The sequence below is a fragment of the Crenalkalicoccus roseus genome, assembly GCF_004761865.1.
Classification (GTDB): domain Bacteria; phylum Pseudomonadota; class Alphaproteobacteria; order Acetobacterales; family Acetobacteraceae; genus Crenalkalicoccus; species Crenalkalicoccus roseus.
In genome coordinates, this window is record NZ_SJDM01000016.1 from 44,126 (window position 1) to 69,551 (window position 25,426).

Sequence of the window (25,426 nt, forward strand, 5' to 3'; positions counted from 1 at the left end):
CGCGGCCCGCGCGGAGTCGCGCGCAAGCCAAGGCCGCGGTCGGGCTCCCATCGCAGGCGCGCCTGCGATGGGAGCCCGTGGCGGCCGCCCGGCGCCTGAGGGCACGAACGGATGACCTTCGGCCAGCTTCCCTACGACGTGGCGCATCTGCTGGGCGGCATCATGGTGCTGCTCTCCTTCGTGCTGCTCTACCAGCGGCGCGTCTCGGCGGTGATCGGCGCCTTCGCGGTGCAGGGGGGCGTGCTGGCCGCCGCCGCCGCCTGGCAGGCCTGGGTGCAGGGCTCGCCGCATCTCTACGTGACGGCGCTGATCGCCCTCGTCGCCAAGGCGGCGCTGATCCCGCTGGCGCTGCGGGCGCTGGTGCGGCGGCTCGACCTGCACCGCACCGTGGAGACGGCGCTCGGCATCGGGCCGAGCCTGATCGCCGGCGTCGCGGTGGTGGCGCTGGCGATCCTGGTGGTGCTGCCCGTCACCGCCCGCGTCGCCATCGGCACGCGGGAGGAGATGGCGCTCGCCCTTTCCGTGATCCTGCTCGGCATGCTGATGATGATCACCCGCCGCAACGCCATCCTGCAGGTGGTCGGGCTGATGAGCATGGAGAACGGGCTGATCCTCGCCGCCGTCGGCGCCGCCGGCATGCCGCTGGTGGTGGAGCTCTCCACCGCCGCGCTGGTGCTGCTGGCCTTCGTGGTGGGCGGCGTCTTCGTGTTCCAGATCCGCGAGCGCTTCGACAGCGTGGACATCGGCTTCCTCGAGATCCATCGCGGGGAGCGGCGCTGATGCCGCTGCCCTGGATCGTGGTGCTGCTGCCCTGGGCCGGCGCGCTGGCGCTCGCGGCCATCGCGGCGCCTCGCCTCGCCGCGCGCGTCAACATCGGCGTCGCCGCCCTCACCTTCCCGCTGGCGCTGCTGCTGCTGTTCCAGCCGCACGGGGTGCAGGGCTGGACGCGGGTGGACGCGCTGAACGCGCCCTTCGTCGCGCTCGCCGCCTTCATCGGCCTGACCACCGCCGTCTTCTCCGCCGGCCAGCTCGACGCCGAGCGGTTCGACGCGCTCAGGCTGCGCGCCTACCACGCCGCCTTCCAGCTCTTCCTCGGGGCGCAGGCGCTGGCGCTGCTCTCCGACAATCTCGGCATCATGTGGGTGGCGATCGAGATCGCGACGCTGGCCAGCGTGCTGATGGTGGCGGTGCACAACACCCCCGCGGCGATCGAGGCGGCGTGGAAGTTCTTCCTGCTCTGCGGCGTCGGCATCGCGCTGGCGCTGTTCGGCACCATCGTCCTCTACCTGGCGGCGCAGGCGGTGGGGGGAGCGGGCGAGGCCGGCCTCTCCTGGGCCTCGCTGCACGCGGTGGCGGCGGAATGCGACCCGGGGCTGCTCAACCTCGCCTTCGTCTTCCTGCTGGTCGGCTACGGCACCAAGGCCGGGCTGGTGCCGCTGCACGCCTGGCTGCCGGACGCCGAGGCGGAGGGGCCGATCGCCATCTCCGCCGTGCTCTCCGGCCTGCTGCTGAACGCGGCGCTGATGGCGGTGCTGCGCGCCAAGGCGATCGTCGGCGCCAATCCGGAGGCGGTGGCGCCCGGCCCCTTCCTGCTCGCGCTCGGACTCGCCTCGGTGCTGCTCGCGGGCGTGTCGCTGTGGCGGCGGGCGGATGCGCGGCGCTTCTTCGGCTGGAGCAGCGTCGGTCACATGGGCATGGCGGCCTTCGCCTTCGGCCTCGGCGGCGCCGCGGCGAACCTCGCGGGGCTCCTGCACATGGCGGGGCATTCGGTGGTGAAGAGCGCGATCTTCTTCGGCGTCGGCCTCTCGGCGCGCATCAAGGGCAGCCAGCGCCTGGCCGACATCGGCGGGCTGATCGGCACGCATCCGCTGCTCGGCTGGGGGCTTGCCCTCGCCATCGCCGCGGTGGCGGGGCTGCCGCCCTTCCTGCTCTTCGCCAGCGAGTTCCTGCTGCTGCAGGAGACGGCCGGCCGCGCCTGGTGGCTGGCGCTGCCGCTCGCCCTCGGCCTGTTCCTCACCGTCGCGGCGAAGGTCGCGGCGCTGCAGCGCCTCTGCCTCGGCGATCCCACCCCGGACGCGGCGGAGGCGCCGGGCCGGGCGGCGCGGCTGAGCGCGGTGGTGCCGCTCTGGCTGCATCTCGGCCTCGCCCTGCTGCTCGGGCTGCTGATGCCGCCCGCCCTCGCCGGGCTGATGGCCGAGGCGGCGAGGATCCCGGGATGAGCGGAGGGGCGGAGGGCGCGCGCGCGCTGCTGCGCTCCGGCGCGCCGCAGGGCTGCCGGCCGCATGAGCGCTTCCTGCTCACCCCCGGCCGCTGGGCGGCGCTGGCCGAGGCGCTGGCCGCCGACCACGACCTCGCCCTGCTCGCCCTCTGGGGCGAGCCCGGCATGGTCCATGCCGCCTTCCTCTCCGAGGCGGAGGGGGCGGTGCTGCTCGCCTCCGCCCCGGCGCCCGAGGGGCGCTACGCCGCCCTCTCCCCCGTCCGCCCCGGCGCGGCGCGGTTCGAGCGCACGCTGCGCGACCTCTGGGGCCTGAGCGCGGAGGGCGCGGCGGATCTCCGCCCCTGGCTCGACCACGGGCGCTGGCCGGTGACGGCGCCGCTCTCCGCCCGCCCGGCGCCGAACGGGCTGCCGCCGCCGCAGCCGGAATTCCTGCCCGTGGAGGGCGAGGGCGTGCACCAGATCCCGGTCGGCCCCATCCATGCCGGGGTGATCGAGCCCGGGCATTTCCGCTTCCACGTCCAAGGCGAGACGGTGGCGCGGCTGGAGGCGCGGCTCGGCTACGTCCACAAGGGCACGATCGGGCTGATGCTCGGCAAGTCGCCGCGCTCGGCGGCGCGCTTCGCGGCGCGGCTCTCGGGCGATTCCACCGTCGCCCATGCCTGGGCCTTCGCCATGGCCGCCGAGGCCGCGACCGGCGCCGCGCCGCCGCCGCGCGCCGTGGCGCTGCGGGCGCTGATGGCGGAGCTGGAACGCATCCACAACCACCTGAACGACTGGGGCTTCGTCTGCAACGACGCCGCCTTCGCCTGGCCGCACGCCCGTTGCGGCGCGCTGCGCGAGGCGGTGCTGCGCGCCTGTGCCGCCGCCTTCGGCCACCGGCTGATGATGGACTGCGTGGTCCCGGGCGGCGTCGCGGTGGACATCGCGCCCGAGGGCCCCGAGGTGATCCTCGCCGCGCTGGACGCGATGGAGGCGGAGATCCCGGCGCTGGAACGCGTCTATGACGGCCATGCCAGCCTGCAGGACCGTGTGGTGGGCACCGGCGCGGTCGGCTCGGCGCTGGTGGCGCGCTTCGCCGCCGGCGGCTTCGTCGGCCGCGCCGCCGGCCGCGGCTTCGACGCCCGCCGCCTGCCCGGCTACGCGCCCTACGACGACCTCGACCCGGCCGTGCCGGTGCTGCCGCAGGGCGACGTGGATGCGCGCATGCGCATCCGCATCGCCGAGCTGAAGGAATCCGCCCGCCTCGTGCGCCTGCTGCTGGAGCGGCTGCCGGAGGGCGAAGTGAAGGTGTCGCTGCCGCAGCGCGGCGGCGAGGGCGTCGGCATCGTCGAGGGCTTCCGCGGCGAATGCCTGCACTGGCTGGCGCTGGAGGAGGGCGGGCTGATCCGCGCGGCCTTCCCGCGCGACCCCTCCTGGCTGCAATGGCCGCTGCTGGAGGCCGCGATCGGGAACAACATCGTCGCCGACTTCCCGCTCTGCAACAAGAGCTTCAACTGTTCCTATAGCGGGGTGGACCTCTGATGCTCTGGCCGAGGCTCGCGCGCGCCCTGTTCTCGAAGCCGCTGACCGACCCGGCGCCGCCGGTGCCGGAGGAGGTGGCGCAGGCGCTGGCGGCGCGGCTGGACGCGGCGGCGCAGCGTCGGCTCGGCCGCAGCCTTGCGATCCGCCAGGTGGATGCGGGCTCCTGCAATGGCTGCGAGCTGGAGATCAACGCGCTGTCCAGCGTCGTCTACGATTTGGAGCGGTTCGGGCTGCGCTTCGTCGCCTCGCCGCGCCATGCCGACGTGCTGCTGGTGACCGGTCCGCTCTCGCGCAACATGCGTGAGGCGCTGGAACGCGCCTGGGCCTGCACGCCGGAGCCGAAATGGGTGGTCGCGGCCGGCGACTGCGCCGTGGATGGCGGGGTGTTCAAGGGCAGCTACGCGGTCGAGGGCGGCGTCGGCGCGGCACTGCCGGTGGACCTGGTGATCCCGGGCTGCCCACCCTCGCCGACGCAGCTGTTGGAAGGGCTGCTGGCGCTGCTGGAGGCGCAGGCGCCGCCGCGCGCCGCCTCCGCCGTTCAGTCGGTCAGTAAGAACGCCTAATGCTCTGTTGAAACCCTGAGATGCCGCAGGCGCTCTGGCCCGCTTTCGAGCGAGGGTTGGGAGGCGGCGGATGCGGAGGATGTCGAAGTCGGCGGTTGGTGTCGCTCGAGAGGCGCTGGCGGCGGGTCGGGTGGCTCTGCCCGAGTATGGCAGCCGCTACTCGAGGCGGGACTACACGCAGCCGCAGCTCTTCGCCCTGCTGGTGCTGCGGCAGTTTCTGCGGACGGACTACCGGGGCGTCGTCACCCTTGTGGCTGAGTGGGCCGAGCTGCGCCGTGCCCTCGGCCTGAAAAAGGTGCCGCACTACTCGACGCTGGCCCATGCCTCGCGCCGGATCCTCGCAGAGGCGGAGGCCGGGGGGCTTTCCGCCATGCCCAGGCCGCGGTGGTCGGACGTGCACAGGCGCGGGGCCTGATCGGTCCAAAGCCCGTCGCCGCGGTCGACGCCACCGGGCTGGAGACCCGCCACGTCAGCGCCTACTTCGGCATGCGACGGGCCACCGGGGAGGGGCACCGACAGCGGGCTTGGCCGAAGCTGACGGCCGTCGTGCACACCGCCTCCCACCTTATTCTCGGTGCGGTTCCCGGCGTTGGGCCGAGCCAGGACTCTCCCGACTTCACTCCCGCCATGCGGCAGGCAGGGGCGCTCATCGCTGTCGATGCCGTCCTGGGTGACGCGGGTTATGACGCCGAGCACAACCACCGGCTCTGCCGCGAGGAACTCGGCGTCCGGCAGACGGTGATCCGCCTCAACCGTCGCAACACCGGGCGGCGCTGGCCGAAGACGCCGCATCGACGTGCCATGCGCAAACGCTTCGACCGCACCCTCTATAACCAGCGCTGGCACGCCGAGAGCGGCTTCAGCCAGCACAAGCGGCGGCTCGGATCGGCCCTGACCACCCGCTGCGACGATGCCCAGGCCCGCGAACTTGTCCTGCGCATCCTCACCCACAACCTCATGCTCCTCGCCGCTTCCACATGAGCATTTCAACAGAGCAAACGCCTAACAAAACCCGGTGCGGTGCGTTGTCTGAGAGCCCGTCTCGGACCGTTTCCGGCACGAGGTGCGTGGGGGGTGGTCTGTACTAATTGGCTTGGCGCCGGCGTGGTGATTTCCCCTGCCAAACGGCGGGGGATGGCNTCCTCACCCACAACCTCATGCTCCTCGCCGCTTCCGCATGAGCATTTCAACAGAGCATTGGGCATTCTTAAGATAGGGCGATGCGGGCCCTGCTTGAGGCCGGTCTCTGCACCGGGGTTCGGAACGGCCTCAGGATCGCGCCGCCCTGAGGGAGTGGGCCTCCAAGGCGTCATCACCCTGCCGCAGCGGCAAGACGCAAGGTTCGGAGAGAAAGGGGGGGAGAGAGATGCCCGGAGACCGTCGCTGCGCCTTCGCACCCGCCAGCCCAATGGGCGCAACCTGCGAAGAACCTGCACCTCATGGCGGGGCCCACCGAGGGGAGGCGATTCGCGGCGCATGAAGGGGCGTAGCGGTAGGGAGTGGGGCCACTTAGGCGGTGTCCCCGACCGCGAGATAGCACCGCAGCCCTGCCGCCAGCGCATCGAGCGCGATCCGCACGCGCGGCACCGTCCGCAGATCGGGGTGGGTCACCAGCCACATCTCGAGCTCCGCGCCGAGTGTGGGGAGAACGGGCCGGAGGTCCGGCATGCGGGCGGCGAGCGGCACCTGGCAGATGCCCACACCGATCCCCGCTCGCAGCGCCGCGAGGCAGGCCACATCGCTGTCGCAGCGGAACGTGAAAGCCTCGCGTGAGACCGCGATGCCGTGTGCGGCCAGAGCGCGCGGCAGGGCATCGCTGCGATCTGGCCCGATCAGCGCGCCCGCCGCGATGAGGGAGGCAAGATCCGCCGGTTCGCCATGCACCTCGAGCCAGCGCCAATGGGCGAAAAAGCCGAGCCGCACCGCACCGAGGCGCTGCGCCACCAGCCCGTTGGTGGCGGGGCGGGCCATGCGCACCGCGATATCGGCATCCCGCCGCAGCACATCGAGCGTCCCATCCGACGGCACCAGCTCGAAGGCAAGGCGGCGGTGGCGCGCGCGCAGTTCAGCCAGCAGCGACGGCAGTACCTCGGCGCTGACGATCTCGCTTGCCGTCAGGCGAACCGTGCCGGCCGGCTCCTCGGCTTCGGCGGACGCCTCGCGCATGAGCCGCGCCGCCGCCGCCTCCATGGCTTCGGCCGCGGCGCGCAAGGAGAGCGCCGTGGCGGTGGGAAGCAGCCCCGCCGGGGAGCGCGTGAACAGCGCGGTGCCGAGCGCCGCCTCCAGCGCCTCGATGTGCCGGCGCAGGGTGGGATGAGTGAGACGCAGCGCGCGCGCCGCCCCCGAGAGGCTGCCGGCGCGCAGCACGGCGAGGAAGGAGCGCCACAGCGCCCAGTCGGGGCCATCGTGTGGCAGGGGGCGGTTCATACGAAACCCTACAGCGGATGGACGCATCTGCCTAATCGCGTTCAACCCGCGGCGGAGGGAAGCTCGGCCATCCCTCACAGGAGACCGCCATGAACACCGCCCCCGCTGCACCCCCTGTCACCGGCCAGCCACGGCTGCTGCTGCGCCTCGAAGGCTTGACCGCGCTGGCCGCCGCCGTCACCGCCTATGGCCTCGCCGGTGGATGCTGGACGCTATTCGCCGCGCTGCTCCTGTTGCCCGATCTCGCCATGGCGGGCTATCTGGTGGGACGGCGCGTCGGAGCGCTCGCCTATAACCTTGCCCATAGCTACCTCGCACCGGCGCTGGTCGGCGGGATCGGCCTGGTCACAGAGGCCGAGGCGGCAGGCTCGGTCGCCCTGGTCTGGGCCGCGCATATCGGCTTCGACCGGGCGCTGGGCTATGGGCTGAAGTATCCGGAAGGGTTCACGGCGACGCATCTCGGCACGATCGGGACCGGGCAGGCGGCGTCGAGGGCGTGAGAGTCGCCGCCCCGCCCCCACACGGCCGAGCGCCGAGCCGAGCGAGATCATCATCGGGTCCACCTGGCGCAAGAGCACATTCGTCACCGCCTCGCCAGCGCCGCGGAAGAGGACGTGTAGCAGGCGGATGCCGGCGGTCTCGGCGAAGGCGGCGGTGGCGAAATGCGGCGCCGAGCCGGTGCCGCCCGTGCCGTAGGTGATGGGCTCGGGCGCCGCGCACGCCGCGGCGATCAACGCCGCGAGATCGGGCCAGGGCGCGTCCCGGTGCACGGCGAGCATCACTGCCGAGAAGGCGCTGACGGTGACGGGCACGAAGGCCCGAGCATGGTCGAAGGACAAGGGTGCGGAAGAGGTGGGGCAGCATGGCGTAGGTGTTGTCCATCGCCAGCAGCGTATGCGCGTCGGGCGTAGCGCGTGCGACCTCGGCGACGCCGATGGTGCCGGTCGCACCCGACTTGTTCTCCACCATCACAGGCCGGCCAAGCGTCTCGGAGAGTCTGGGTGCGAGGCGGCGGGCGAAGGTGTCCACCGCCCCGCCCGGGGCCCAAGCGACGACGATGCGGATGGGCCGCGAGGGCCATAAGCCTGGGCGCGGAGGGGCGGGGGGAGAGCGGCAGCGCAGCGTTGAGCAGCAGGCGATGGCTGGTCATGGCGGGCGGTTCCTCCCTTTCGGCCCCGATCGGTGGCGGATCTTGCATTTCGAAACGTTGTTGCGTTGTACGCGCTGCACGAAGCGGCCTGTCAAACGTCGGCGCAGGGAAGGAGACCTCCAACCATGCCGACACCCCGCCTCGGCTGCCGTGCCGCGCTGAGTATCCCCGCCCCGATCTTCGCCGATCCCGCTTGGCCCGAGGCCGCCGCCCGCGCCGGTCTGCCGCTTGGGCCCGGCGGCCATAGCATGAATAGAACGATATTCCATAAAACCGCGCCACGCATGGCGCAGCCCACACCCCCGCTTATCCGGACGAGGCGGCGCTGCTCGCCGCCATCGTCACCAACCGCCCGGCCGCGATCCTGCATCGCCAGGGCGCAATCTCGGCGGCCGTGATGGATACTGCCCTGCCGCATCTGCGGGTCATTGCCCGGCACGGCGTGGGCGTAGACGGCATCGCGCTCGCCGCGGCCGAGGCGCGCGACATTGCGGTGACGCGCGTGGCCGGCGCCAATGCGCCCGCCATCGCTGAGCACGCCTTTGCGATGATGATGGCGCTGCTCAAGGATCTGCCCGCCGCCGCCATGCGCGCCGGCGCCTGGGAGAAGACCACGCGCATCACCCGCGACGCGGCCGGCACCACGCTCGGCATTCTCGGCTATGGCGCGATCGGCGCGCGGCTCGCTGATGCCTTCGGCATGTGCGTCCTCGCCGTCGATCCCGCCCTGCCGCCGGAGCCGGGCGCGCGCGTGGAGACGCTCGAAACGCTGCTGCCCGAGGCCGAGGTGCTCTCGCTGCACTGCCCGCTGACCGAGGGGACGCGCGGCCTGATCAGGACGGCCGCCCTCGCACGCTTCCGGCGCGGGGCGATCCTGATCAACACCGCGCGCGGCGCATCGTGGACGAGGCGGCGCGGCCTGCCGCGCTCCGATGCGGGCCATGCCGCCGGGCGGGGCTCGATGTCTTCGCCGCCGAGCCGCTGCCGCCCGAAAGCCCCTTGCGCGCCCATCCGCGCGTGCTTGCTACCCCGCATCTCGCGGCCAACACGCCGCGCGCCGTCGCCACCATGGGATGCGCAGCGGCCGAGAGCATCCTCGTGCTCCTTGCCGGCCGCGCGCCGGCGGCGCCGGGCGCGCTAGTGCTGCCCGGCCGCCTCGCCAGGCCGGCGTAAGTGTCCATCCGGGAACAGATCGAGTGATCTGAATCGCTTGTGACTCGCGCGAGGCGGTCGGTCTGGGGAGAACTGCGGCCATGTGGACGCAGGGGAACCGGGCTCGGTATGACCGCAGCAGGCTGCGGTATCCGAGCGACCTGACCGACGAGGAATGGGCGATCGTCGCGCCGCTGATCCCGCCCGCGAAGCGCGGCGGCAACAAGCGGACGATCGACGTGCGGGCGGTGGTGGACGGGGTGATGTACATCCTCTCCACCGGCTGCCAGTGGGCGGCCTTGCCCAAGGACCTGCCGCCGCGCAGCACGGTGAACGACTACCTGCGGCGCTGGGACGAGGACCGCACGCTCGATCGCATCCACCACGCGCTCTACGTGCTGTGCCGCGAGCGGGCCGGGCGCGAAGCCAGCCCGACGGCGGCGATCATCGACAGCCAGAGCGTCAAGGGCGGCGAAAAGGGGGGCGCTGCGTCGACCCGCCGGGCTACGACGCGGGCAAGAAGATCAAGGGCAAGAAGCGCCACGTCCTGGTCGACACCCAAGGCCTGCTGATGCAGGCGGTGGTCCACGCCGCCGACGTGCAGGACCGCGACGGCGGCCTGCTGCTGATGGGGGCGCTGTTCGGGCTGTATCCGTTCCTGCTGAAGCTCTACGCCGACAGCGGCTACCAGGGCGCGAAGTTCCAGGCCGGGCTGCGGGCCGTCTGCCGCCGGGTCAGCCCGGAGATCGTCAGGCGCTGCGACCGGCACAAGTTCGTCGCGCTACCGAAGCGCTGGATCGTCGAGCGGACGATCGCGTGGCTCAACCGCTGTCGCCGGCTCGCCAAGGACTGGGAGTGCCTGAACCGGAACGCCCTGACCTTCCTGCGCTGGGCCTCCATCCGCCTCATGCTGCGAAGGCTATGCCAGAAAACAACATGATCCCGGACGGACACTAAGGACGCGCAAGGACACCCACAAGGGCGAGGAGGAACGCATAATCGTATGATCCCTCACCGCCCGGCGCTTCCTGCTCGGCGCCGGGCTCCGCGCTCGCTGCGCCGGCGCTCGGCCAGGCCGCCTGGCCCGCCGACCGGCCGATCGAGATCATCGTCGGCTTCGCTCCGGGCGGAGGAACCGATGTGATAGTCCGCGCGCTCGCGCAGATGCTCGCCCCCGAACTGACGGGGGCGAATTTCGTCGTCGTCAACCGTCCTGGTGCGGGCGGCAAGGCTGCCTATGTCGCGCTGCAGAATGCGCGGCCGGACGGCTCACCCTCGGCACCATCAACACGCCGGGCTTCCTCTCGCTCGGCGTGCAGCGGCGGGTGCGCTACGACCGCGCGCAGATCCGCCTCATCGCGCGCATCGTGGACGATTCCTCAACCTTCGTGCTGCACCGCGATTCGCTTTATTGCAGCCTCCAGGATGTGATCGCCGATGCGCGCCGCCGCCCGGGGACGATTAGCGTGGGCACCTCGGGCATCGTCACCGACGACCATTTGGGGCTCACGCTGTTCCAGACCGCCTCGGGCACCGAGTTCATCCATGTGCCCTTCAGCGGCGCCGGGCCCTCGCGTAACGCGGCGCTAGGGCGGAAGATCGATATCGCCGGGCTCAATCTCGGAGAGATTGGCACGCTCGATCAAGAGAACCCGCTTCGGCAGCTGCGTACGCTCGCTGGCATGGGCGAGCGGCGCTGGAAGCTGATGCCCGATGTGCCGACCTTCCGCGAACTCGGCTATGACGGGGTGATGACGAGCGAGCGCGACATCGGCGCGCCGCGCGCCATCCCCGAGGAGATCACGCAGCGGTTGGAGCAGGCGATCCTCAAGGTCGTCGCCACCTTCGAATGGGCGGAGAAGGCGCGCCAGCTCGAACTCGCGATGGGCGTCCTGCCCGGCGCCGAGTGGGAGGCGCGCATGCCTGCGCAGCTCCGGCGCTACCAGCAGATTTGAGAGCGGACGCCATGGCAGTGACGCGGGCAATGCCGCGCCGGCGTGCGCTGCGGTGCCGGGGTGCTGCGGCTGCACCGCAGTCCGGTCCGCGGGCAGATGCCCGCCTGCGCTGCCCGGATTGTGGGCAGGTCGCCGGCCCGCCGGGGCAGCGCGCCCGCGCATGGGCCTTGCCAGTGCCGCCGGCATGGCTCGATCCTAGCTGCTGGAGACGGAAGCGCCAGCCACCTGGAGGATGCTTGAGGAGGGCACCCTGCGGGTCCTGCTGGTGGATCACGACGAGGACAGGGCGGCGGCCGTGCGCTCCGGGCTGGAGGCGGGTGGCTGTGCCGTCGTGGCTGTCGTGCCCGAGGCGCGCGACCTGGTCGCGCTGGTGCGCGAGAGCGCGGCGGAGGTGATCGTCTGCGACCTCGACGACCCCTCGCGCGATGCGCTCGAGAGCATGCGCGCGCTGTATCGCGACGAGCCGCGCCCGGTCGTGGTCTTCGCCGCGCGCGGCGAGCCCGGGCAGATCGAGGCGGCGATCGAGGCCGGGGTGGCGGCCTATGTCGTGGAAGGCCTGGCGCCGGAGCGGGTACGGCCGGTGCTCGAGGTGGCGATCCGCCGCTTCCGGGCGCATCAGGCGCTGCGGGCGGAACTCGACGGCATGCGCGCCACAATGGCCGAGCGCAGCCTGATCGAGCGGGCCAAGGGCGTGCTGATGCAGCGCCGGCGGATGAGCGAGGCCGAGGCGCATCACTGGCTGCGCCGCCGTGCGATGGACCGCGGGCAGCGCATGGTACAGGTGGCGCGTGAGCTTCTGTCTAATTGTAAGGCAGAATGAACAGAAAAACGGCATTTCCTGTCTGAAAGCCTCAAGAATCGGCAGACTTAACCTTGGATTCCGCTTTGCTGCGCTGCAGCGGTTGTTCTAACCTTGCCATGTCATCCAGTGATGACCCCTCCGCTGCAGCGCCGTGGCGGAGCGGTCCCATCCCAGAACCTTGCCCCCGCGGACCAATGGCGGCCCGCGCAGCCGGAGCCTCCGGCGGAGCCGCCCCATGCCGCGCAACCCCGCCCTTCTCCGCATCGGCTATGTGCCACTGACCGATGCAGCACCTCTGGTCGCCGCCGAGGCGCTCGGCCTCTTCGCACGGCATGGGGTCCGCGTCCGGCTCTCGCGCGAGCAGGCTTGGGCGGCCCTCCGCGACAAGCTCGCCTTCGGGGCGCTGGAAGGGGCGCAGATGCTGGGACCCCTCGTGCTGGCGCTGGCCGCCGGGGCGAGTGGGCCGCGCCGCCGCCTGACCGTCTCGGCGGGGCTCGCGCGCAACGGCAATACGGTGATCCTCTCCCCGGCCCTGGCCGGGCAGATCGGCCCCTTCGTGCCGCCGCTTCGCGCCAGCGCCTTCGCCGAGGCGCTGCGCCGACGCGCCGAGTCCGGCCTGCCGCCGCCGACCTTTGCCGTCGTCTTCCCGCACTCCTCGCATAATCTTCTGCTGCGCCATTGGCTCGCGGCCAGTGGGCTCGATCCGGACCACGACCTCCGCCTCGTCGTTGTGCCGCCGCCGCGCATGACCGAGGCGCTGGCGCAGGGCGCGATCGAGGGGTTCTGTGCCGGCGAGCCCTGGGGCAGCCACGCCGTCGCGCAGGGCGTGGGCCGCTTCGCCCTCGCCACCGGGGACATCTGGCCGGACCATCCGGAGAAGGTGCTCGCCTGGGCCGAAGGCCTCGCCGAGACGCGCGAGGAGGAGGTGCTCCGCGCCACGGCCGCGGTGATCGAGGCGGCGCAGTGGCTGGAGGTGCCCGCCAATCGCTCTGCCGCGGCGCGGCTGTTGCAGGAGCGCGCCTTCCCCGAACTGCCACTCTCGACCATCGCCGCCGCGCTCGCCGGGCGGGTGGCCGGCTGTGCGGCGCCGCTCGCCACGCCCTTGCGCTTCGCCGCCGCCAGCCGGCCGGTCGCGGGAGAGGCCTCCGCCTGGCTTGCCGCCATGCGCCGCTGGAAGCACCTGCCCGCCGGCGCGCCAGAGCCGGCCGCCGGCTGGCGCGCCGACCTATGGGACCGCGCCGCTGCCCGCCTCTCCGCCCCGCCCGCCCCGGGCCGGGCGACCCCTTCACCCCTTCTCGCCATCCCGCAGGAGACCGACGCATGAGCCACGCCCCGATCCGCCGTCGCGCCGCCCTCGCCGGGACGGCCGCGCTGCTCGCCGCTGCGAGGGCCGCCACCCCGCGCGGCGTGCATGCCCAGGGCACGAGCACACCTGAGACGCGGCGCGTCACGCTTGGCTTCATCGCGCTGACCGACGCCGCGCCGGTGATCATTGCCAAGGAGAAGGGTTTCTTCGCGAAGCACGGCATGCCGGAGGTCGAGGTCGCCCGCCAGGCCTCCTGGGGTGCCACGCGCGACAACCTGGTTCTCGGCGGCGGGCGCGGCGGCATTGACGGGGCGCATCTGCTCACGCCCATGGCCTATCTGATCCATACGGGCCGCGTGGTGCAGAACAACCAGCCGGTGCCCATGGCGCTGCTCGCGCGGCTGAACACCAACGGCCAGGCGGTCAGCGTGGCCGCGAAGCACGCCGCCCTCGGCGCCCGGCTGGACGCGGCGCCGCTGCGCCGCGCGCTCTCGCCCGAGAGCAAGGTAGCAATGACCTTCCGCGGCGGCACCCATGACCTCTGGGTGCGCTACTGGCTCGCCGCCGCCGGCATCGACCCCGATCGCGACGTCTCTACCATCGTGGTGCCGCCGCCGCAGATGGTGGCCAACATGCGCGTGGGCACCATGGACGCCTTCTGCGTGGGCGAGCCGTGGAACGCGCAGCTCGTTTCCCAGCGCCTCGGCTACACCGCTTGCGTCACCGGCGAGATCTGGCGCGACCACCCCGAGAAGTGCCTTGCCCTGCGCGCCGATTGGGTGGCGCAGCACCCGCGCGCGGCTGAGGCGTTGACGGCGGCGGTGATCGAGGCGCAGCGCTGGTGCGACGATCCGGCCAACACTGCCGAGATGTGCGAGATCATCGGCCGGCGTGCCTGGCTGAATGTCGCCCCGGCCGACATCCTCGGGCGCATGCGCGGCGAGGTGGACTACGGGGACGGCCGCCGCGAGGCGCGCGCCGAGATCACCATGAAGTTCTGGCGCGACCATGCGAGCTACCCCTTCCGCAGCCACGACCTCTGGTTCCTCGTCGAGAACATCCGCTGGGGCGTGCTGCCGCAGGATCTCGACGCGCTGCCGCTGATCGCGCAGGTGAACCGCGAGGACATCTGGCGTGCGGCGGCCGCGCGCGCCGGGGTGCCGAACGCCGAGACCCCGCAGGGCACATCGCGCGGACGCGAGACCTTCCTCGACGGCAAGGTGTTCGACCCCGAGAACCCGCACGCTTGGCTCGATGCCCAACCCATCAAGCGTCTCGCGGCGGTCTGATCCCATGAATGCGCTAACACCCCCGCCGCCCGCCGCGGCCAGCCTCGCCTCCGCGCCGCCCGCCGCCGCGCGCCCGCTTTTGCGGCTGCTGCCGCGCGCGCGGCAGGCGCTCGCGGTGCTGCTGCCGCCGCTGCTCCTCCTCGCCGCATTGCTCCTGCTCTGGGAGTGGGCGGCCTCGGGCCCTGCTGCCACGCTGCCGCCACCCTCCGGCGTCTGGGCGGCCTCGCACGAGCTGATCACGCGGCCCTTCTACGACCGCGGCGGGCTCGACAAGGGACTCGGTCTGCATCTGGCCGCAAGCCTCGAGCGGGTGGCGATGGGCTTCGCGCTGTCGGCCGCAGTGGGCGTGGCGCTCGGCATGCTGGTCGGCTCCTCGCGCCTCGCGCTGCGGGCGCTCGATCCGCTGTTCCAGGTGCTGCGCACGGTCCCGCCGCTCGCCTGGCTGCCGCTCTCGCTCGCCGCCTTCCGCGAGGCGCAGCCGTCCGCGATCTTCGTCATCTTCATCACCGCGGTCTGGCCCATCATCATCAACACCGCGGTCGGCGTGCGCAACGTGCCGGCCGACTATCGCAACGTCGCGCGCGTGCTGCGCCTCTCGCCCGCCGACTGGTTCCTGCGCATCGTGGTGCCGGCCGCCGCCCCCTACATTTTTACCGGGCTGCGCATCGGGGTGGGGCTCTCCTGGCTCGCCATCATCGCCGCCGAGATGCTGATCGGTGGGGTGGGCATCGGCTTTTTCGTCTGGGATGCTTGGAACTCCTCCAACCTCCCGGACATCGTCGTCGCGCTGGTCTATATCGGCCTGGTCGGCTTCCTACTCGACCGTTTCATGGCCGCGACCGGCCGCGCGGTCACGCGCGGCACCACCGAACAGTGAGCGGGAGCAGCCCCATGGAACGGCCCTTCCTCGAGATCAGCCGCGTCTCGGTGCGCTTCTCGCCCGCCGGGCCACCGGTGCTGCGCGCGGTGGATCTGCGCATCCGCCGCGGCGAGTACGTCACCGTCATCGGCCATTCGGGCTGCGGCAAGTCCACTCTGCTCAATGTGGTGGCGGGCCTGCTGCTCGCCTCGGAGGGCGGCGTGGTGCTGGCCGGGACCGAGGTGACCGAGCCCGGACCCGACCGCGCGGTGGTGTTCCAGAACCATTCCCTGCTGCCCTGGCTGACGGTGTACGAGAATGTCCGCCTCGCCGTGGACCGCACCGTAGGCCGCGGCATGAGCCGCGCCGAGCGCGACGCCTGGACGCGGGAGAACCTCGCCCTCGTACGCATGGAGGCGCATTCGCAGAAGCGCCCGGCCGAGATTTCGGGGGGGATGAAGCAGCGCGTGGGCATCGCGCGCGCGCTGGCCATGCGCCCCAAGGTGCTGCTGCTGGATGAGCCCTTTGGTGCGCTCGATGCGCTCACGCGCGCGCATCTGCAGGACCAGGTGATGGACATCCACGCCCGCCTCGGCACCACAGTGCTGATGATCACGCACGATGTGGACGAGGCGGTGCTGCTCTCCGACCGCATCGTGATGATGACCAACGGCCCGGCCGCGACCATCGGCGATATTCTGGAGGTGGACCTGCCGCGCCCGCGCGACCGCCTGGTCCTCGCCTCCGACCCGCGCTTCCTTGCCGCGCGGGAGGCCGTGCTACGCTTCCTGCACGAGCGGCATGCGGTCCAGGTGGCGGCCTGAGCGATGCGGGTGCTCGTGATCGGCGCCGGGCCGGCCGGGATGCGCTGCGCCGAAAGCCTGGCAGCGGCTGGCATGGAGGTCGTGCTCTGCGGCGAGGAGCCGGCGTTGCCCTACGACCGCGTCGCGCTCGGCCGCGTCCTCGGCGGGGAGGCGGAGCCGCAGGCGCTGATCACGCATGACGCGGCGCAGCTGCGCGCGCTGGGCATAGCCTATCGCCCGGCGGTGCGGATTGCCGCGCTCGATGTCATGGCGCGGCGGGCGCTGACCGCGCGCGACGAGGCGATCGGCTGGGACCGCGCCGTGCTCGCCACCGGATCGGAGCCGATCCGACTCGCCCTCCCCGGCGCGGAGCTGCCCGGGGTCTTCGTCTATCGCCGCATCGCCGATGTTCTCGCCATGCGGCGTCATCTCGTCCCGGGCATGAGGGTGGCGGTGATCGGCGGCGGGTTGCTCGGGCTCGAGGCGGCGGCCGCGCTGGCCGGCCGCGGTGCGCGCGTGACGGTGGTGCATGCCGCCGCCTGGCCCATGGAACGCCAGCTCGATGCCGGGGCTGGCGCGCTGCTGGCGCGCGGTATCGCCTCCCGCTGCGGCCTCCGCTTCCTGATGCCCACGGCGGCCGAGGCGATCGAGGGCGAGGGCGCGGTCCGCGCGCTCCGGCTCGCGGACGGCACGCGTCTTGCCGCGGAGATGGTGGTGATGGCGGTCGGCGTGCGCCCGAACCTCGCGCTCGCGCGGCAGGCGGGGCTCGCCTGCGCGCGCGGCATCCTGGTGGACGAAGCGATGCGCACGAGCGCGCCGGGGGTGCTCGCCATCGGTGAATGCGCTGAGCATCGCGGCGTGGTCTGCGGCCTCGTGGCACCGGCGCTCGCCATGGCCGAGACGGCCGCAGCAACGATTGCCGGGCGTGCCGACGCCTATGTGCCGCGGCCCGATGCCGCCGTGCTGAAGGTGGCCGGCATCGCGCTGTTCTCGGCCGGCGAGATCGCACCTCCGGGAACGGAGGCGATCACGCTGCAGGATCCCGGGGCGGGGCTCTACCGCCGGCTCTGGCTGCGCGGCGGGCGGCTCGTCGGCGCGGTGCTGCACGGCGCCACCGCCGATGCGCCCTTCTTCCTCGATCTCATCGCCACGGGCCGCGAGGTGGCGGCGCTGCGCCCCATGCTCGCCTTCGGTCCCGCCTTCCAGGAGGCCGCATGATGGACGATGCGCCCTTCACCGCAGAGCAGCAGGAATACCTCAAAGGCTTCATGGCCGGGGTGGAGGCGCGGCGCGGGACGCTGCTGCCCGCTGGCAGTGAACCCGGCGGCATGTCGCCCGACGCGCTGCGCGCCGCGCAGGACGCGACGCTTGCCCGCGGCGGGACGCTCACACCGCAAGAGCAGGCGAAGCGCGCGAAGCATCCGCTCGACCGCTGGGATGAGATCACGGTGCGTGCGGAGCGCGGCATCTTCCCGAAGCCGATGGACGACTTCCTCGGCCGCTGGCACGGCCTCTTTTTCGTCGGCCCCGCGCAAGAGGCCTTCATGTGCCGGCTGCGCATCCCGGGCGGCATCCTCGCCGCGCACCAGATGGAGGGCATCGCCGCCATCGCCGAGGAGTGCGCGGGCGGCTATGCCGACATCACCACCCGCGCCAATCTCCAGCTCCGCGAGATCCCGGCGACGAAGGGGGCCGAGGTGGTGATGCGCCTCGCCGATCTCGGCCTGCTGCCGCGCGGGACGGGGGCGGACAATGTGCGCAACATCACCGCGAGCCCGACCGCCGGAATAGACCCTGCCGAGGTGATCGACACGCGCCCCATCCTGCGCGCGCTGCACCATCACATCCTCAACACCCGCGATCTCTACGCCCTGCCGCGCAAGTTCAACATCGCGCTCGCGGGGGGCGGGCGCGTCGAGGTTCTGCAGGAGACGAACGACATCAGCCTCACGGCTGTCGAGACGGAGCATGGCCCGCGCTTCCGCCTCGCCCTCGGCGGCATCACCGGCCATCGCGAATTCGCGCGTGGCACGGGCGTGGTGGTGAAGCCGGAGGAGGTGGTGCGCGTCTGCGACGCCATCCTGCGCGTCTTCATCGCCGAGGGCGACCGCACCGACCGTCGTAAGGCGCGGCTGAAATACGTGCTGGACCGGATGGGGGTGGAGGCCTTCCTCGGCCTTGTCGAACAGCACCTTGGCGCGCCGTTCGAAAGGATGGCGGAGGCCACGTTGCGCCCGCCCGCGCCGCCACTGAAGCACGGGCATGTCGGCGTGCATCCTCAGAAGCAGTCCGGCCTCTCCTACATCGGCGTGGTCACGCCGCTGGGCCGGCTCAGCGCCGAGCGGCTGCGCGGCCTCGCCGGGATCGCCCGGCGTTTCGGCTCCGGCACGCTGCGGCTGACGGTCTGGCAGAATCTGCTGGTGAGCGACGTGCCGCAGGCCGCGCTGTCCGCCGCCCTCGAGACCATCGCCGCGCTGGGGCTCACCCACGAGGCGAGCGCCATCCGCGGTGGCCTCGTCGCCTGCACGGGCAATGCGGGCTGCAAATTCGCTGCCAGCAACACTAAGCGGCATGCGGCGGAGCTCGCGGCGTTCCTGGAGGCGAGGCTCACCCTCGACCAGCCGATCAACATACACCTCACCGGCTGCCACCATTCCTGCGCGCAGCACTACATCGCCGATATCGGCCTGCTCGCCGCCAAGGTCGAGCGCGGCGAGGAAATGGTCGAGGGCTACGATCTGCATGTCGGCGGCGGCGCGGGGCTGGAGCAGAGGATTGGGCGGCTCGTCCTGCCGAAAATACCGGCGGAGGAGCTCGGCCCGCGCGTGCTCGCGCTGCTGCGGAGCTGGCTCGCCGCGCGTGCGCCGGGCGAGAGTTTCCACGCCTTCTGCGCCCGCCACGAGGCGGCGGCGCTCGCAGCGCTCGCCGCCGCGGCGGAGGAGGTGCCGGCATGAACATGATCTCCCGCCTGGCTTTTCCCGATCCAGCGCCGGTGCCGATGATCCCCGAGAGTGCGCCATTCACCCCTGCGCAGCGCGCTTGGCTCAACGGCTTCCTCGCCGGGCTCTACGGCGGGGCGGCAGCGGCGGGCGCAAGCGCGGTGTCGCCCTCGGCGCCGGCCGCCGAGCCCGAGGACTTCCCCTGGCACGACCCCACTCTCGATCTCGAGGAGCGGCTGAGGCTCGCCGAAGGCCGGCCGCTGGCGCGGCGTCTGATGGCGGCGATGGCGCAGCTCGACTGCGGCCAGTGCGGCTATGTCTGCAAGACCTACGCCGAGGCGCTGGCGATCGGGGCGGAGAGCTCAACCGCGCTTTGCGTGCCGGGGGCGAAAGCGACGCAGAAGGCGCTCAAGGCCCTGCTCGCCGCCACACCTGCGGCTGCGGCGGCCGCGGTGCAGGCTCCGCCCGCCGCCGCCGCCACGCCGCGCGGCATGCCCGTGCCGGTGCTCTCGGCGCGCCGGCTTACTGACGAGGGCTCGACCAAGGATGTGCGCCATGTGGTGCTCGATCTCACCGGCAGCGGGCTGCGCTACGAACCCGGCGACAGCCTCTCTCTCCACTGCCCGAATGACCCGGCGCTGGTCGTGGCGGTGATTGCCGCGCTGCGCGCTGCGCCGGAGACACCGGTGCGCGCTGGCGGAGCGGAGATGCCGCTCGGCGAGGCGCTGGCGACCGCCCTCGACATCGCGCGTCCACTCGACCGCACCCTCGACCTGCTGGCCGGCGCGGCCACCCACCCGCCGCATGCCGCAGCGCTGCGCGCACTGGCCGAGGGTGAGGACGGCGCCGAACCGGCCGAGGCAGATCTGCTCGACCTGCTCGAGACCTTCCCCTCTGCGCGCCCGCCGCTGCAGGCGCTGCTCGATAGCCTGCCGCGACTCAAGCCGCGGCTCTATTCCATCGCCTCCTCGCCGCTTGCAGTGGGCGAGAGGGTAGAGCTCTGCGTCGGCGTGGTGCGAGAGAGCCGGCGCGAGCGGGTACGGGACGGTGTTGCCTCCTGCCACCTCGCCTTCCGTGCGACACTCGACCAGCCGCTACGCGCCGAGGTGCAGACGAGCCATTTCCGCCTGCCCGCCGATCCGGCGACGCCGATCGTCATGATCGGCCCGGGCACCGGCATCGCGCCCTTCCGCGCCTTCCTGCAGCACCGCGCGGCGCAGGGCATCGCCGGGCGGGCCTGGCTGTTCTTCGGCAATCCGCGCGCGGCAAGCGACTTCCTCTACCGCGAGGAGATCGAGGCCTGGCTGGCGCGCGGCACGCTCTCGCGCCTCTCCCTCGCCTGGTCGCGCGACGGCGCGCGGAAGGAATACGTGCAGCATCGCATGCGGGAGGAGGCGGCCGACCTCTGGCGCTGGCTGCAGAAGGGGGCGCATCTCTACATCTGCGGCGATGCCTCCCGCATGGCGCGCGACGTGGACGCGGCGCTGCGGCAGATCGCCGAGGCCGAGGGCGGTATGACGGCCGAGCAGGCGCGCGACTGGCTCGCCGGCCTCGCCCGCCAGGGCCGCTACCTCAGGGACGTCTACTGAGATGGACGGCTCGCTGCCGCCGCGCGCGGTCCGCACCACCTGCCCCTACTGCGGCGTGGGCTGCGGCGTGCTCGTGCGCCCCGACGGCGCGGGCGGCGCGACGGTCGCCGGGGACCCTGATCATCCCGCCAATGGCGGCCATCTGTGCAGCAAGGGCGCCGCGCTTGGCGAGACGCTCTCCCTCGCCGACCGGCTGCTGCACCCGGAGGTGAAGGGCAGGCGCGCCTCCTGGGAGGCGGCGCTGGACGCGGTGGCGGAGGGTTTCCGCCGCGCCCTCGACCGGCTGGGGCCGGAGGGTGTGGCGCTCTACGTCTCCGGCCAGCTGCTCACGGAGGACTACTACGCGACGAACAAGTTCGCGAAGGGCGTGCTCGGCACGGCGAACATCGACAGCAACTCGCGCCTCTGCATGGCGAGCGCGGTCGCGGCCCATACTCGCGCCTTCGGTGAGGATGTCGTGCCGGGCACCTACGAGGATCTCGAGGCCTGCGACCTGCTGGTGCTGGTCGGCAGCAACCTCGCCTGGTGCCATCCCGTGCTCTTCCAGCGCGTGATGGCGGCGAAGACGGCGCGGCCCGGCTTGCGCATCGCGGTGGTGGACCCGCGCCGCACCGCGAGCTGCGAGGGGGCGGATCTGCACCTGCCGCTCGCCCCCGGCAGCGATGTCGCGCTCTTCGCCGCGCTGCTTGCCGAACTCGAGCGGCGCGGCCTTGGTGATGCGCGCTTCCTCGCCGCGCACACCGAGGGCGCTGAGACGGCGCTCGCCGCGGCGCGCCGCACCGCCCCGAAGGCGGCGCGGCTGACCGGCCTCGATCCCGCGCTGCTTGACGCCTTCCTCGACGCCTGGTGCGGCACGGAGCGCGTGGTCACGCTCTGGAGCCAGGGCGTGAACCAGTCGAGCGCGGGGACGGACAAGGCGAGCGCCATCCTCAACTGCCATCTCTTCACCGGGCGGATCGGACGCCCCGGCATGGGGCCCTTCAGCGTCACCGGCCAGCCCAACGCGATGGGCGGGCGGGAGGTTGGGGCGCTTGCCACCATGCTCGCCGGGCATCTGCGCTTCGAGGCGCCGGAGGAGGTGGCCGCGCTTCGCGCCTTCTGGCGCCTGCCGCGGCTGCCCGCCGGGCCAGGGTTGAAAGCGGTCGAGATGTTCCGTGCCCTGGCCGACGGACGCATCGGGGCGCTCTGGGTGATGGCGACCAATCCGGCCCTTTCCCTGCCCGAGGGCGAGGCGGTGCGCGCCGCCCTCGCCGCCGCCCCCTTCCTGGTGGTGAGCGAGACCAGCGCGCGTTCCGATACCGCCGCCTTCGCCCATGTGCGCCTGCCCGCCCTCGCCTGGGGCGAGAAGGAGGGCACGGCGACAAACAGCGAGCGTGTGATCAGCCGCCAGCGCGCCTTCCTGCCCGCGCCCGGCGCGGCGCGGCCGGACTGGTGGGCGGTGGCCGAGGTGGCGCGGCGGCTCGGCCATGGCGAGGCCTTCACCTGGGCGGGGCCGGCGGCCATCTTCCGCGAGCACGCGGCCGTGACGGGCCTCGCCCGCCCGGCTGCGCGCGCCTTCGACATCAGCGGCCTCGCCGCCCTTTCCGATGCCGAGTACGACGCGCTGGCGCCGACGCGCTGGCCCGTGCCGGCGCGAGGCCCGCGCGCCACGCGCTTCTTCGCCGCCAGCGGCGCGCTGTCGGGGCGGCTGCGCCTGGTGCCGACGCCCTTCCGGCCGCCGGCGCTCGCGCCCGATCGGCGCTTCCCGCTGCGCCTGCTGACCGGAAGGCTGCGGGACCAGTGGCACACCATGACCCGCACCGGCGCGGTGCCGCGGCTGATGGCCCAGCACCCGGAGCCGCGCCTCTGGCTGCATCCCGACGACGCCGAGGGCCTCGCGCCCGAAATCCTGGTGCGCGCCGAGACCCCGGCCGGAAGCGCGGTGTTCCGCCTCGGCCGCGATCCCGGCCTGCTGCCCGGTGCGGCCTTCGCGCCGATGCACTGGAGCGCCGCCTTCGCCCCGGCAGCGCGGGTCAACAGCACGCTCGTCGCGGCGACCGATCCGGCGAGCGGCCAGCCGGAGCTCAAGCATGTTCCGCTCCGGGTGCGGCCCTTCGTGGCCGCCTGGCACGGCTTCCTGCTGGCGCCGCGCCGACTTCCCGCCGATCTCGCGCCCTGGTGCGCGGTCGCCCCCCTCGCGGGCGGGGTGTGGCGGCACGAGCTCGCCGGCGAGGAGGTGCCGGAGGCGGCCTTCGCGCGGCTGCGTGCGCTGCTCCCGGCCGAGGAATGGGCGCTGTTCGAGGATCCGGCCGCCGGCCTCTTCCGCGCTGCGGCGCTGGCGGGCGGGGCGCTCTGCGGGGCGATCGCCCTCGCGCCCGCGCCGGCCCTGCTGCCGCCGCGCGACTGGTTGGGCGCGCTGATGACGGCGAACGCGTTGGCGCCCGAAGACCGCGCCGCGCTGCTCGCCGGCCGGCGGCCCGAGGCGCTGCCGCCCTCGCCGCTCGTCTGCGCCTGCCACGGCGTCAGCGCCGGCGCGATCCGCGCTTGCGGCGCGTCGGACGTGGAGGGTGTGGGGCAGGCCACGCGCGCCGGCACGGGCTGCGGCGCCTGCCGGCCCGAGATCGCCGCGCTGCTGGCGCGGGAGGAGGCCTGATGCGCCACTTCCCGGCCTTTCTCGAGCTGCGCGGCCGCATCGCGCTGGTGCTGGGCGCGGGCGAGGTGGCCGAGCGCAAGGCGGCGCTGCTCGCCGCCGCCGGCGCGACCCTGCGCCGGGCCAGGCGCTTCGACGCCGCCCTGCTCGAGGGGGCGGCGATTGCGGTCGGCGCCGATGCGCCAGAGGCCGATCTGCGCGCGCTCTCCGCGGCGGCGCATGCGCGCGGCGTCCCGGTCAACATTGTGGACCGGCCCGAGCTCTGTTCCTTCATCATGCCGGCCGTCGTCGAGCGCGATCCGGTGACGGTCGCCATCTCCACCGGCGGGGCGGCGCCTGTTCTCGCGCGGCTGATCCGCCAGCGCATCGAGGCGGTGCTGCCCCCCGCGCTCGGCGCGCTGGCCGCGCTGGCGGGGCGCTTCTCGGCGCGGGTGCGGCGCCTGCTCCCCGATGCGGCGGCGCGTCGGCGATTCCTCGAAGCGGCGCTCGCCGGGCCGCCGGCCGAGCTCGCCCTGGCCGGCCGCCTCGCCGAGGCCGAGGCCGCCTTCGCCGATGCCCTCGCCGCGGCCGATCCGGCGCCCCGGGGCATGGTGTTCCTAGTCGGTGCCGGACCGGGCCGGGCGGATCTTCTCACGCTGCGCGCGCAGCGGCTGCTCGGCGAGGCGGACGTGATCGTGCACGACCGTCTCGTCTCCGAGGAGGTGCTGGCGATGGCGCGCCGCGACGCGCCGCGCATCTTCGTCGGCAAGGCCCGCGCCAACCATTGCCTGCCGCAGGAGGAGATCAACGCGCTCATCGTGCGCCTCGCGCGCGAGGGCAAGCGTGTGGTGCGGCTCAAGGGCGGCGATCCCTTCGTCTTCGGCCGCGGCGGTGAGGAGCTGGCGGCCTGCCGCGCCGCCGGCGTGCCTTGCGAGGTGGTACCCGGTGTGACCGCCGCGCTGGGCTGCGCCGCCGAGGCCGGAATCCCGCTCACGCACCGCGACGCGGCGCGCATGCTGACCTTCATCACCGGCCATACGCGGGAGGGGCGGCTCGATCTCGATTTCGCCGCGCTGGCGCGGCCGGGGCAGACGCTCGCGGTCTATATGGGGCTCGCGACCCTGCCCGCGCTCGCGCGCGGCCTGCTCGACGCGGGGCTCGACGCGGCGACCCCGGCGGCACTGATCGAGAATGGTGGCACCGGCCGCGCGCGGCGCCTGGAGGGCACGCTGCTCGGCGTCGCCGAGGAGGCGGCGCGCTGGGCGGAGGGGGGGCCTGTCCTGCTGCTGGTGGGCGAGGTCGTTGCCATCGGCGCGCCGCCGGCTCCGGCCATCAGCGTTGCGCGGCACCCGATGGCGGCGATCGCCTGAGGCGGGGGGCGGGCCGTTGCCGTGAAGGCGATGGCCACGCGCGGATGCGGCGCGCGGAGCAGCTCGCCGCCGACCAGCACGCGCCAAGCACTGGGCGGCGCAACGCCGGCCAGCGCGTGCATCAGGCTCGACTTGCTGACTTCGCTCGGCCCTAGCACAGCCACCACCTCGCCGGGTGCGAGCGCAAGATCGAAATCCGCGCGCACCGGCCGCGCTTGGCCCGGCTGGGTGAGTACGAAGTCCTCGGCATGCAGCGCCTCGCTCATGCCACGTGCTCCCGCCGGCCTTGCGCAGCGAGTGCGGCCTGCAATTGCATCAGGCTCGGCGTAATCACCGGCACGAAGGCGGCCTGCGCCAGCGGCAGGCGAAGCCCTCGCCCTGCGGCCGCAGATAGAAATGCGCCCGTCCGAGACCTGGAGTTCGAGCCCCGCTGCCTCGGCCATGATGCCAGCGAGCACGATGCGTATGCGGAACAGTGCCGCCGCCTCAGTGTGGAACCGGCCCTACGCGAGGTCCTCGCGCGCCGGGCGCAGCACCTCCCACTCCGGGCCGGCCTGCGCGGCAGCCTCGGCCACGGCGGGCCAGCCCGATTGCCATGCTGTATTGCAGGCCGAGAAAGGTTAGGCGGACTTGCAACAGCCAGTGCAAGGCATCCGCATGCAGGACACGCGCGGGGCCGATCAGCGCGTCACGCAAGGCGATCACAGCGGTGTCGCGCATGCTCCTTATGAGACCTATCCGCGGAAGGCTTGCGGTGCCGAGTAGCTGCTGATTCTCTATTCTGAGCGAGGCAGGGAGTGGGCGGCAGGGCGCTAGAGCGGTTTTCTCATGACTGTGCATAGCCGCAGTTGGCGAGGTAGTTGCGGCGTTCGTCT

The 25,426-nt window shown here is 72.8% G+C and carries 19 protein-coding genes and 4 pseudogenes; 20 read left to right on the top strand and 3 right to left on the bottom strand.

The annotated features are described in order from the left end of the window. Positions 1-111 precede the first annotated feature (111 nt). The 6 genes from ET526_RS12400 (at position 112) to ET526_RS12425 (ending at position 5,283) form a co-directional block, all read left to right on the top strand. Positions 112-780, top strand: coding sequence for a hydrogenase-4 component E (locus ET526_RS12400; RefSeq protein WP_135468022.1), 669 nt, complete (start codon positions 112-114; stop codon positions 778-780). After that, positions 780-2,219: a hydrogenase 4 subunit F gene (locus ET526_RS12405; RefSeq protein ID WP_135468023.1), complete on the top strand. Its 1,440-nt coding sequence runs from the start codon at positions 780-782 to the stop codon at positions 2,217-2,219. Before ET526_RS12400 ends, ET526_RS12405 begins: the two co-directional genes overlap by 1 nt. Then, a complete protein-coding gene (locus tag ET526_RS12410; protein ID WP_135468024.1) occupies positions 2,216-3,739 on the top strand; it encodes a hydrogenase large subunit in 1,524 nt (507 codons plus the stop codon). The genes ET526_RS12405 and ET526_RS12410 overlap by 4 nt, the downstream gene beginning before the upstream one ends. Further along, positions 3,739-4,302 (top strand): NADH-quinone oxidoreductase subunit B family protein, encoded by a 564-nt coding sequence (locus ET526_RS12415; RefSeq protein ID WP_135468025.1) that lies wholly within the window; start codon positions 3,739-3,741, stop codon positions 4,300-4,302. Before ET526_RS12410 ends, ET526_RS12415 begins: the two co-directional genes overlap by 1 nt. Positions 4,303-4,381: 79 nt before the next feature. Next, positions 4,382-4,717: a hypothetical protein gene (locus ET526_RS12420; protein ID WP_135468026.1), complete on the top strand. Its 336-nt coding sequence runs from the start codon at positions 4,382-4,384 to the stop codon at positions 4,715-4,717. Next, positions 4,687-5,283 carry a transposase gene (locus tag ET526_RS12425; RefSeq protein WP_135468027.1) on the top strand — a complete coding sequence of 199 codons (597 nt, stop codon included), beginning with the start codon at positions 4,687-4,689 and terminating at the stop codon, positions 5,281-5,283. Before ET526_RS12420 ends, ET526_RS12425 begins: the two co-directional genes overlap by 31 nt. Before the next feature lie 528 nt (positions 5,284-5,811). Here ET526_RS12425 and ET526_RS12430 read toward each other — a convergent pair. After that, complete coding sequence (locus tag ET526_RS12430; RefSeq protein WP_204623615.1) at positions 5,812-6,729, bottom strand: LysR family transcriptional regulator; 918 nt, start codon at positions 6,727-6,729, stop codon at positions 5,812-5,814. Between the two features lie 89 nt (positions 6,730-6,818). On the opposite strand from ET526_RS12430, the gene ET526_RS12435 reads away from it, so the two are divergent. Then, positions 6,819-7,229 carry a DUF4260 family protein gene (locus ET526_RS12435; protein ID WP_135468028.1) on the top strand — a complete coding sequence of 137 codons (411 nt, stop codon included), beginning with the start codon at positions 6,819-6,821 and terminating at the stop codon, positions 7,227-7,229. Positions 7,230-7,247: 18 nt separating this feature from the next. Here ET526_RS12435 and ET526_RS22630 read toward each other — a convergent pair. After that, positions 7,248-7,541: pseudogene (locus tag ET526_RS22630) on the bottom strand (tripartite tricarboxylate transporter substrate-binding protein); the annotation flags it as partial. A gap of 13 nt (positions 7,542-7,554) precedes the next feature. After that, positions 7,555-7,758 (bottom strand): annotated as a pseudogene (locus tag ET526_RS22635) (tripartite tricarboxylate transporter substrate-binding protein); the annotation flags it as partial. Positions 7,759-8,216: 458 nt separating this feature from the next. On the opposite strand from ET526_RS22635, the pseudogene ET526_RS12445 reads away from it, so the two are divergent. From ET526_RS12445 to cysG, 13 genes and pseudogenes are all read left to right on the top strand, one after another. After that, a pseudogene (locus tag ET526_RS12445) lies at positions 8,217-9,052 on the top strand (NAD(P)-dependent oxidoreductase). 80 nt (positions 9,053-9,132) lie between these two features. Then, positions 9,133-9,971: pseudogene (locus tag ET526_RS12450) on the top strand (IS5 family transposase). A gap of 385 nt (positions 9,972-10,356) precedes the next feature. Continuing rightward, on the top strand, positions 10,357-10,986 hold the full coding sequence (locus tag ET526_RS12455) for a tripartite tricarboxylate transporter substrate-binding protein (RefSeq protein WP_158295571.1): 630 nt from the start codon (positions 10,357-10,359) through the stop codon (positions 10,984-10,986). Positions 10,987-11,218: 232 nt separating this feature from the next. After that, positions 11,219-11,806, top strand: coding sequence for an ANTAR domain-containing response regulator (locus ET526_RS12460; RefSeq protein WP_240048372.1), 588 nt, complete (start codon positions 11,219-11,221; stop codon positions 11,804-11,806). A 217-nt stretch (positions 11,807-12,023) separates the two neighbouring features. Beyond that, positions 12,024-13,112: a CmpA/NrtA family ABC transporter substrate-binding protein gene (locus ET526_RS12465; protein WP_135468032.1), complete on the top strand. Its 1,089-nt coding sequence runs from the start codon at positions 12,024-12,026 to the stop codon at positions 13,110-13,112. After that, positions 13,109-14,383 (top strand): CmpA/NrtA family ABC transporter substrate-binding protein, encoded by a 1,275-nt coding sequence (locus tag ET526_RS12470; RefSeq protein WP_135468033.1) that lies wholly within the window; start codon positions 13,109-13,111, stop codon positions 14,381-14,383. The genes ET526_RS12465 and ET526_RS12470 overlap by 4 nt, the downstream gene beginning before the upstream one ends. A 4-nt stretch (positions 14,384-14,387) precedes the next feature. Continuing rightward, positions 14,388-15,260 carry a nitrate ABC transporter permease gene (ntrB, locus tag ET526_RS12475; RefSeq protein WP_135468034.1) on the top strand — a complete coding sequence of 291 codons (873 nt, stop codon included), beginning with the start codon at positions 14,388-14,390 and terminating at the stop codon, positions 15,258-15,260. Positions 15,261-15,274: 14 nt separating this feature from the next. Next, positions 15,275-16,066 (top strand): ABC transporter ATP-binding protein, encoded by a 792-nt coding sequence (locus ET526_RS12480; RefSeq protein ID WP_135468035.1) that lies wholly within the window; start codon positions 15,275-15,277, stop codon positions 16,064-16,066. A gap of 3 nt (positions 16,067-16,069) precedes the next feature. Next, positions 16,070-17,263, top strand: coding sequence for an NAD(P)/FAD-dependent oxidoreductase (locus ET526_RS12485; RefSeq protein ID WP_135468036.1), 1,194 nt, complete (start codon positions 16,070-16,072; stop codon positions 17,261-17,263). Further along, complete coding sequence (locus ET526_RS12490) at positions 17,263-18,999, top strand: NirA family protein (RefSeq protein ID WP_135468037.1); 1,737 nt, start codon at positions 17,263-17,265, stop codon at positions 18,997-18,999. Before ET526_RS12485 ends, ET526_RS12490 begins: the two co-directional genes overlap by 1 nt. Then, positions 18,996-20,573 (top strand): sulfite reductase subunit alpha, encoded by a 1,578-nt coding sequence (locus ET526_RS12495; protein WP_135468038.1) that lies wholly within the window; start codon positions 18,996-18,998, stop codon positions 20,571-20,573. The genes ET526_RS12490 and ET526_RS12495 overlap by 4 nt, the downstream gene beginning before the upstream one ends. A gap of 1 nt (position 20,574) precedes the next feature. Continuing rightward, positions 20,575-23,205, top strand: a complete 2,631-nt coding sequence (locus ET526_RS12500; protein WP_135468039.1) for a molybdopterin-dependent oxidoreductase — start codon at positions 20,575-20,577, stop codon at positions 23,203-23,205. Further along, positions 23,205-24,551, top strand: coding sequence for a siroheme synthase CysG (gene cysG / locus ET526_RS12505; RefSeq protein WP_135468040.1), 1,347 nt, complete (start codon positions 23,205-23,207; stop codon positions 24,549-24,551). The genes ET526_RS12500 and cysG overlap by 1 nt, the downstream gene beginning before the upstream one ends. Positions 24,552-25,426: the final 875 nt, after the last annotated feature.

What these genes read in the sequence shown, in the direction of transcription:
- ET526_RS12430 (WP_204623615.1), bottom strand. Translation starts at nt 6,729, where the DNA reads ATGAACCGCCCCCTGCCACACGATGGCCCCGACTGGGCGCTGTGGCGC.
- cysG (WP_135468040.1), top strand. Translation starts at nt 23,205, where the DNA reads ATGCGCCACTTCCCGGCCTTTCTCGAGCTGCGCGGCCGCATCGCGCTG.
- ET526_RS12460 (WP_240048372.1), top strand. Translation starts at nt 11,219, where the DNA reads ATGCTTGAGGAGGGCACCCTGCGGGTCCTGCTGGTGGATCACGACGAG.
- ET526_RS12485 (WP_135468036.1), top strand. Translation starts at nt 16,070, where the DNA reads ATGCGGGTGCTCGTGATCGGCGCCGGGCCGGCCGGGATGCGCTGCGCC.
- ET526_RS12490 (WP_135468037.1), top strand. Translation starts at nt 17,263, where the DNA reads ATGGACGATGCGCCCTTCACCGCAGAGCAGCAGGAATACCTCAAAGGC.
- ET526_RS12500 (WP_135468039.1), top strand. Translation starts at nt 20,575, where the DNA reads ATGGACGGCTCGCTGCCGCCGCGCGCGGTCCGCACCACCTGCCCCTAC.
- ET526_RS12470 (WP_135468033.1), top strand. Translation starts at nt 13,109, where the DNA reads ATGAGCCACGCCCCGATCCGCCGTCGCGCCGCCCTCGCCGGGACGGCC.
- ntrB (WP_135468034.1), top strand. Translation starts at nt 14,388, where the DNA reads ATGAATGCGCTAACACCCCCGCCGCCCGCCGCGGCCAGCCTCGCCTCC.
- ET526_RS12400 (WP_135468022.1), top strand. Translation starts at nt 112, where the DNA reads ATGACCTTCGGCCAGCTTCCCTACGACGTGGCGCATCTGCTGGGCGGC.
- ET526_RS12480 (WP_135468035.1), top strand. Translation starts at nt 15,275, where the DNA reads ATGGAACGGCCCTTCCTCGAGATCAGCCGCGTCTCGGTGCGCTTCTCG.
- ET526_RS12435 (WP_135468028.1), top strand. Translation starts at nt 6,819, where the DNA reads ATGAACACCGCCCCCGCTGCACCCCCTGTCACCGGCCAGCCACGGCTG.
- ET526_RS12405 (WP_135468023.1), top strand. Translation starts at nt 780, where the DNA reads ATGCCGCTGCCCTGGATCGTGGTGCTGCTGCCCTGGGCCGGCGCGCTG.
- ET526_RS12420 (WP_135468026.1), top strand. Translation starts at nt 4,382, where the DNA reads ATGTCGAAGTCGGCGGTTGGTGTCGCTCGAGAGGCGCTGGCGGCGGGT.
- ET526_RS12465 (WP_135468032.1), top strand. Translation starts at nt 12,024, where the DNA reads ATGCCGCGCAACCCCGCCCTTCTCCGCATCGGCTATGTGCCACTGACC.
- ET526_RS12495 (WP_135468038.1), top strand. Translation starts at nt 18,996, where the DNA reads ATGAACATGATCTCCCGCCTGGCTTTTCCCGATCCAGCGCCGGTGCCG.
- ET526_RS12410 (WP_135468024.1), top strand. Translation starts at nt 2,216, where the DNA reads ATGAGCGGAGGGGCGGAGGGCGCGCGCGCGCTGCTGCGCTCCGGCGCG.
- ET526_RS12415 (WP_135468025.1), top strand. Translation starts at nt 3,739, where the DNA reads ATGCTCTGGCCGAGGCTCGCGCGCGCCCTGTTCTCGAAGCCGCTGACC.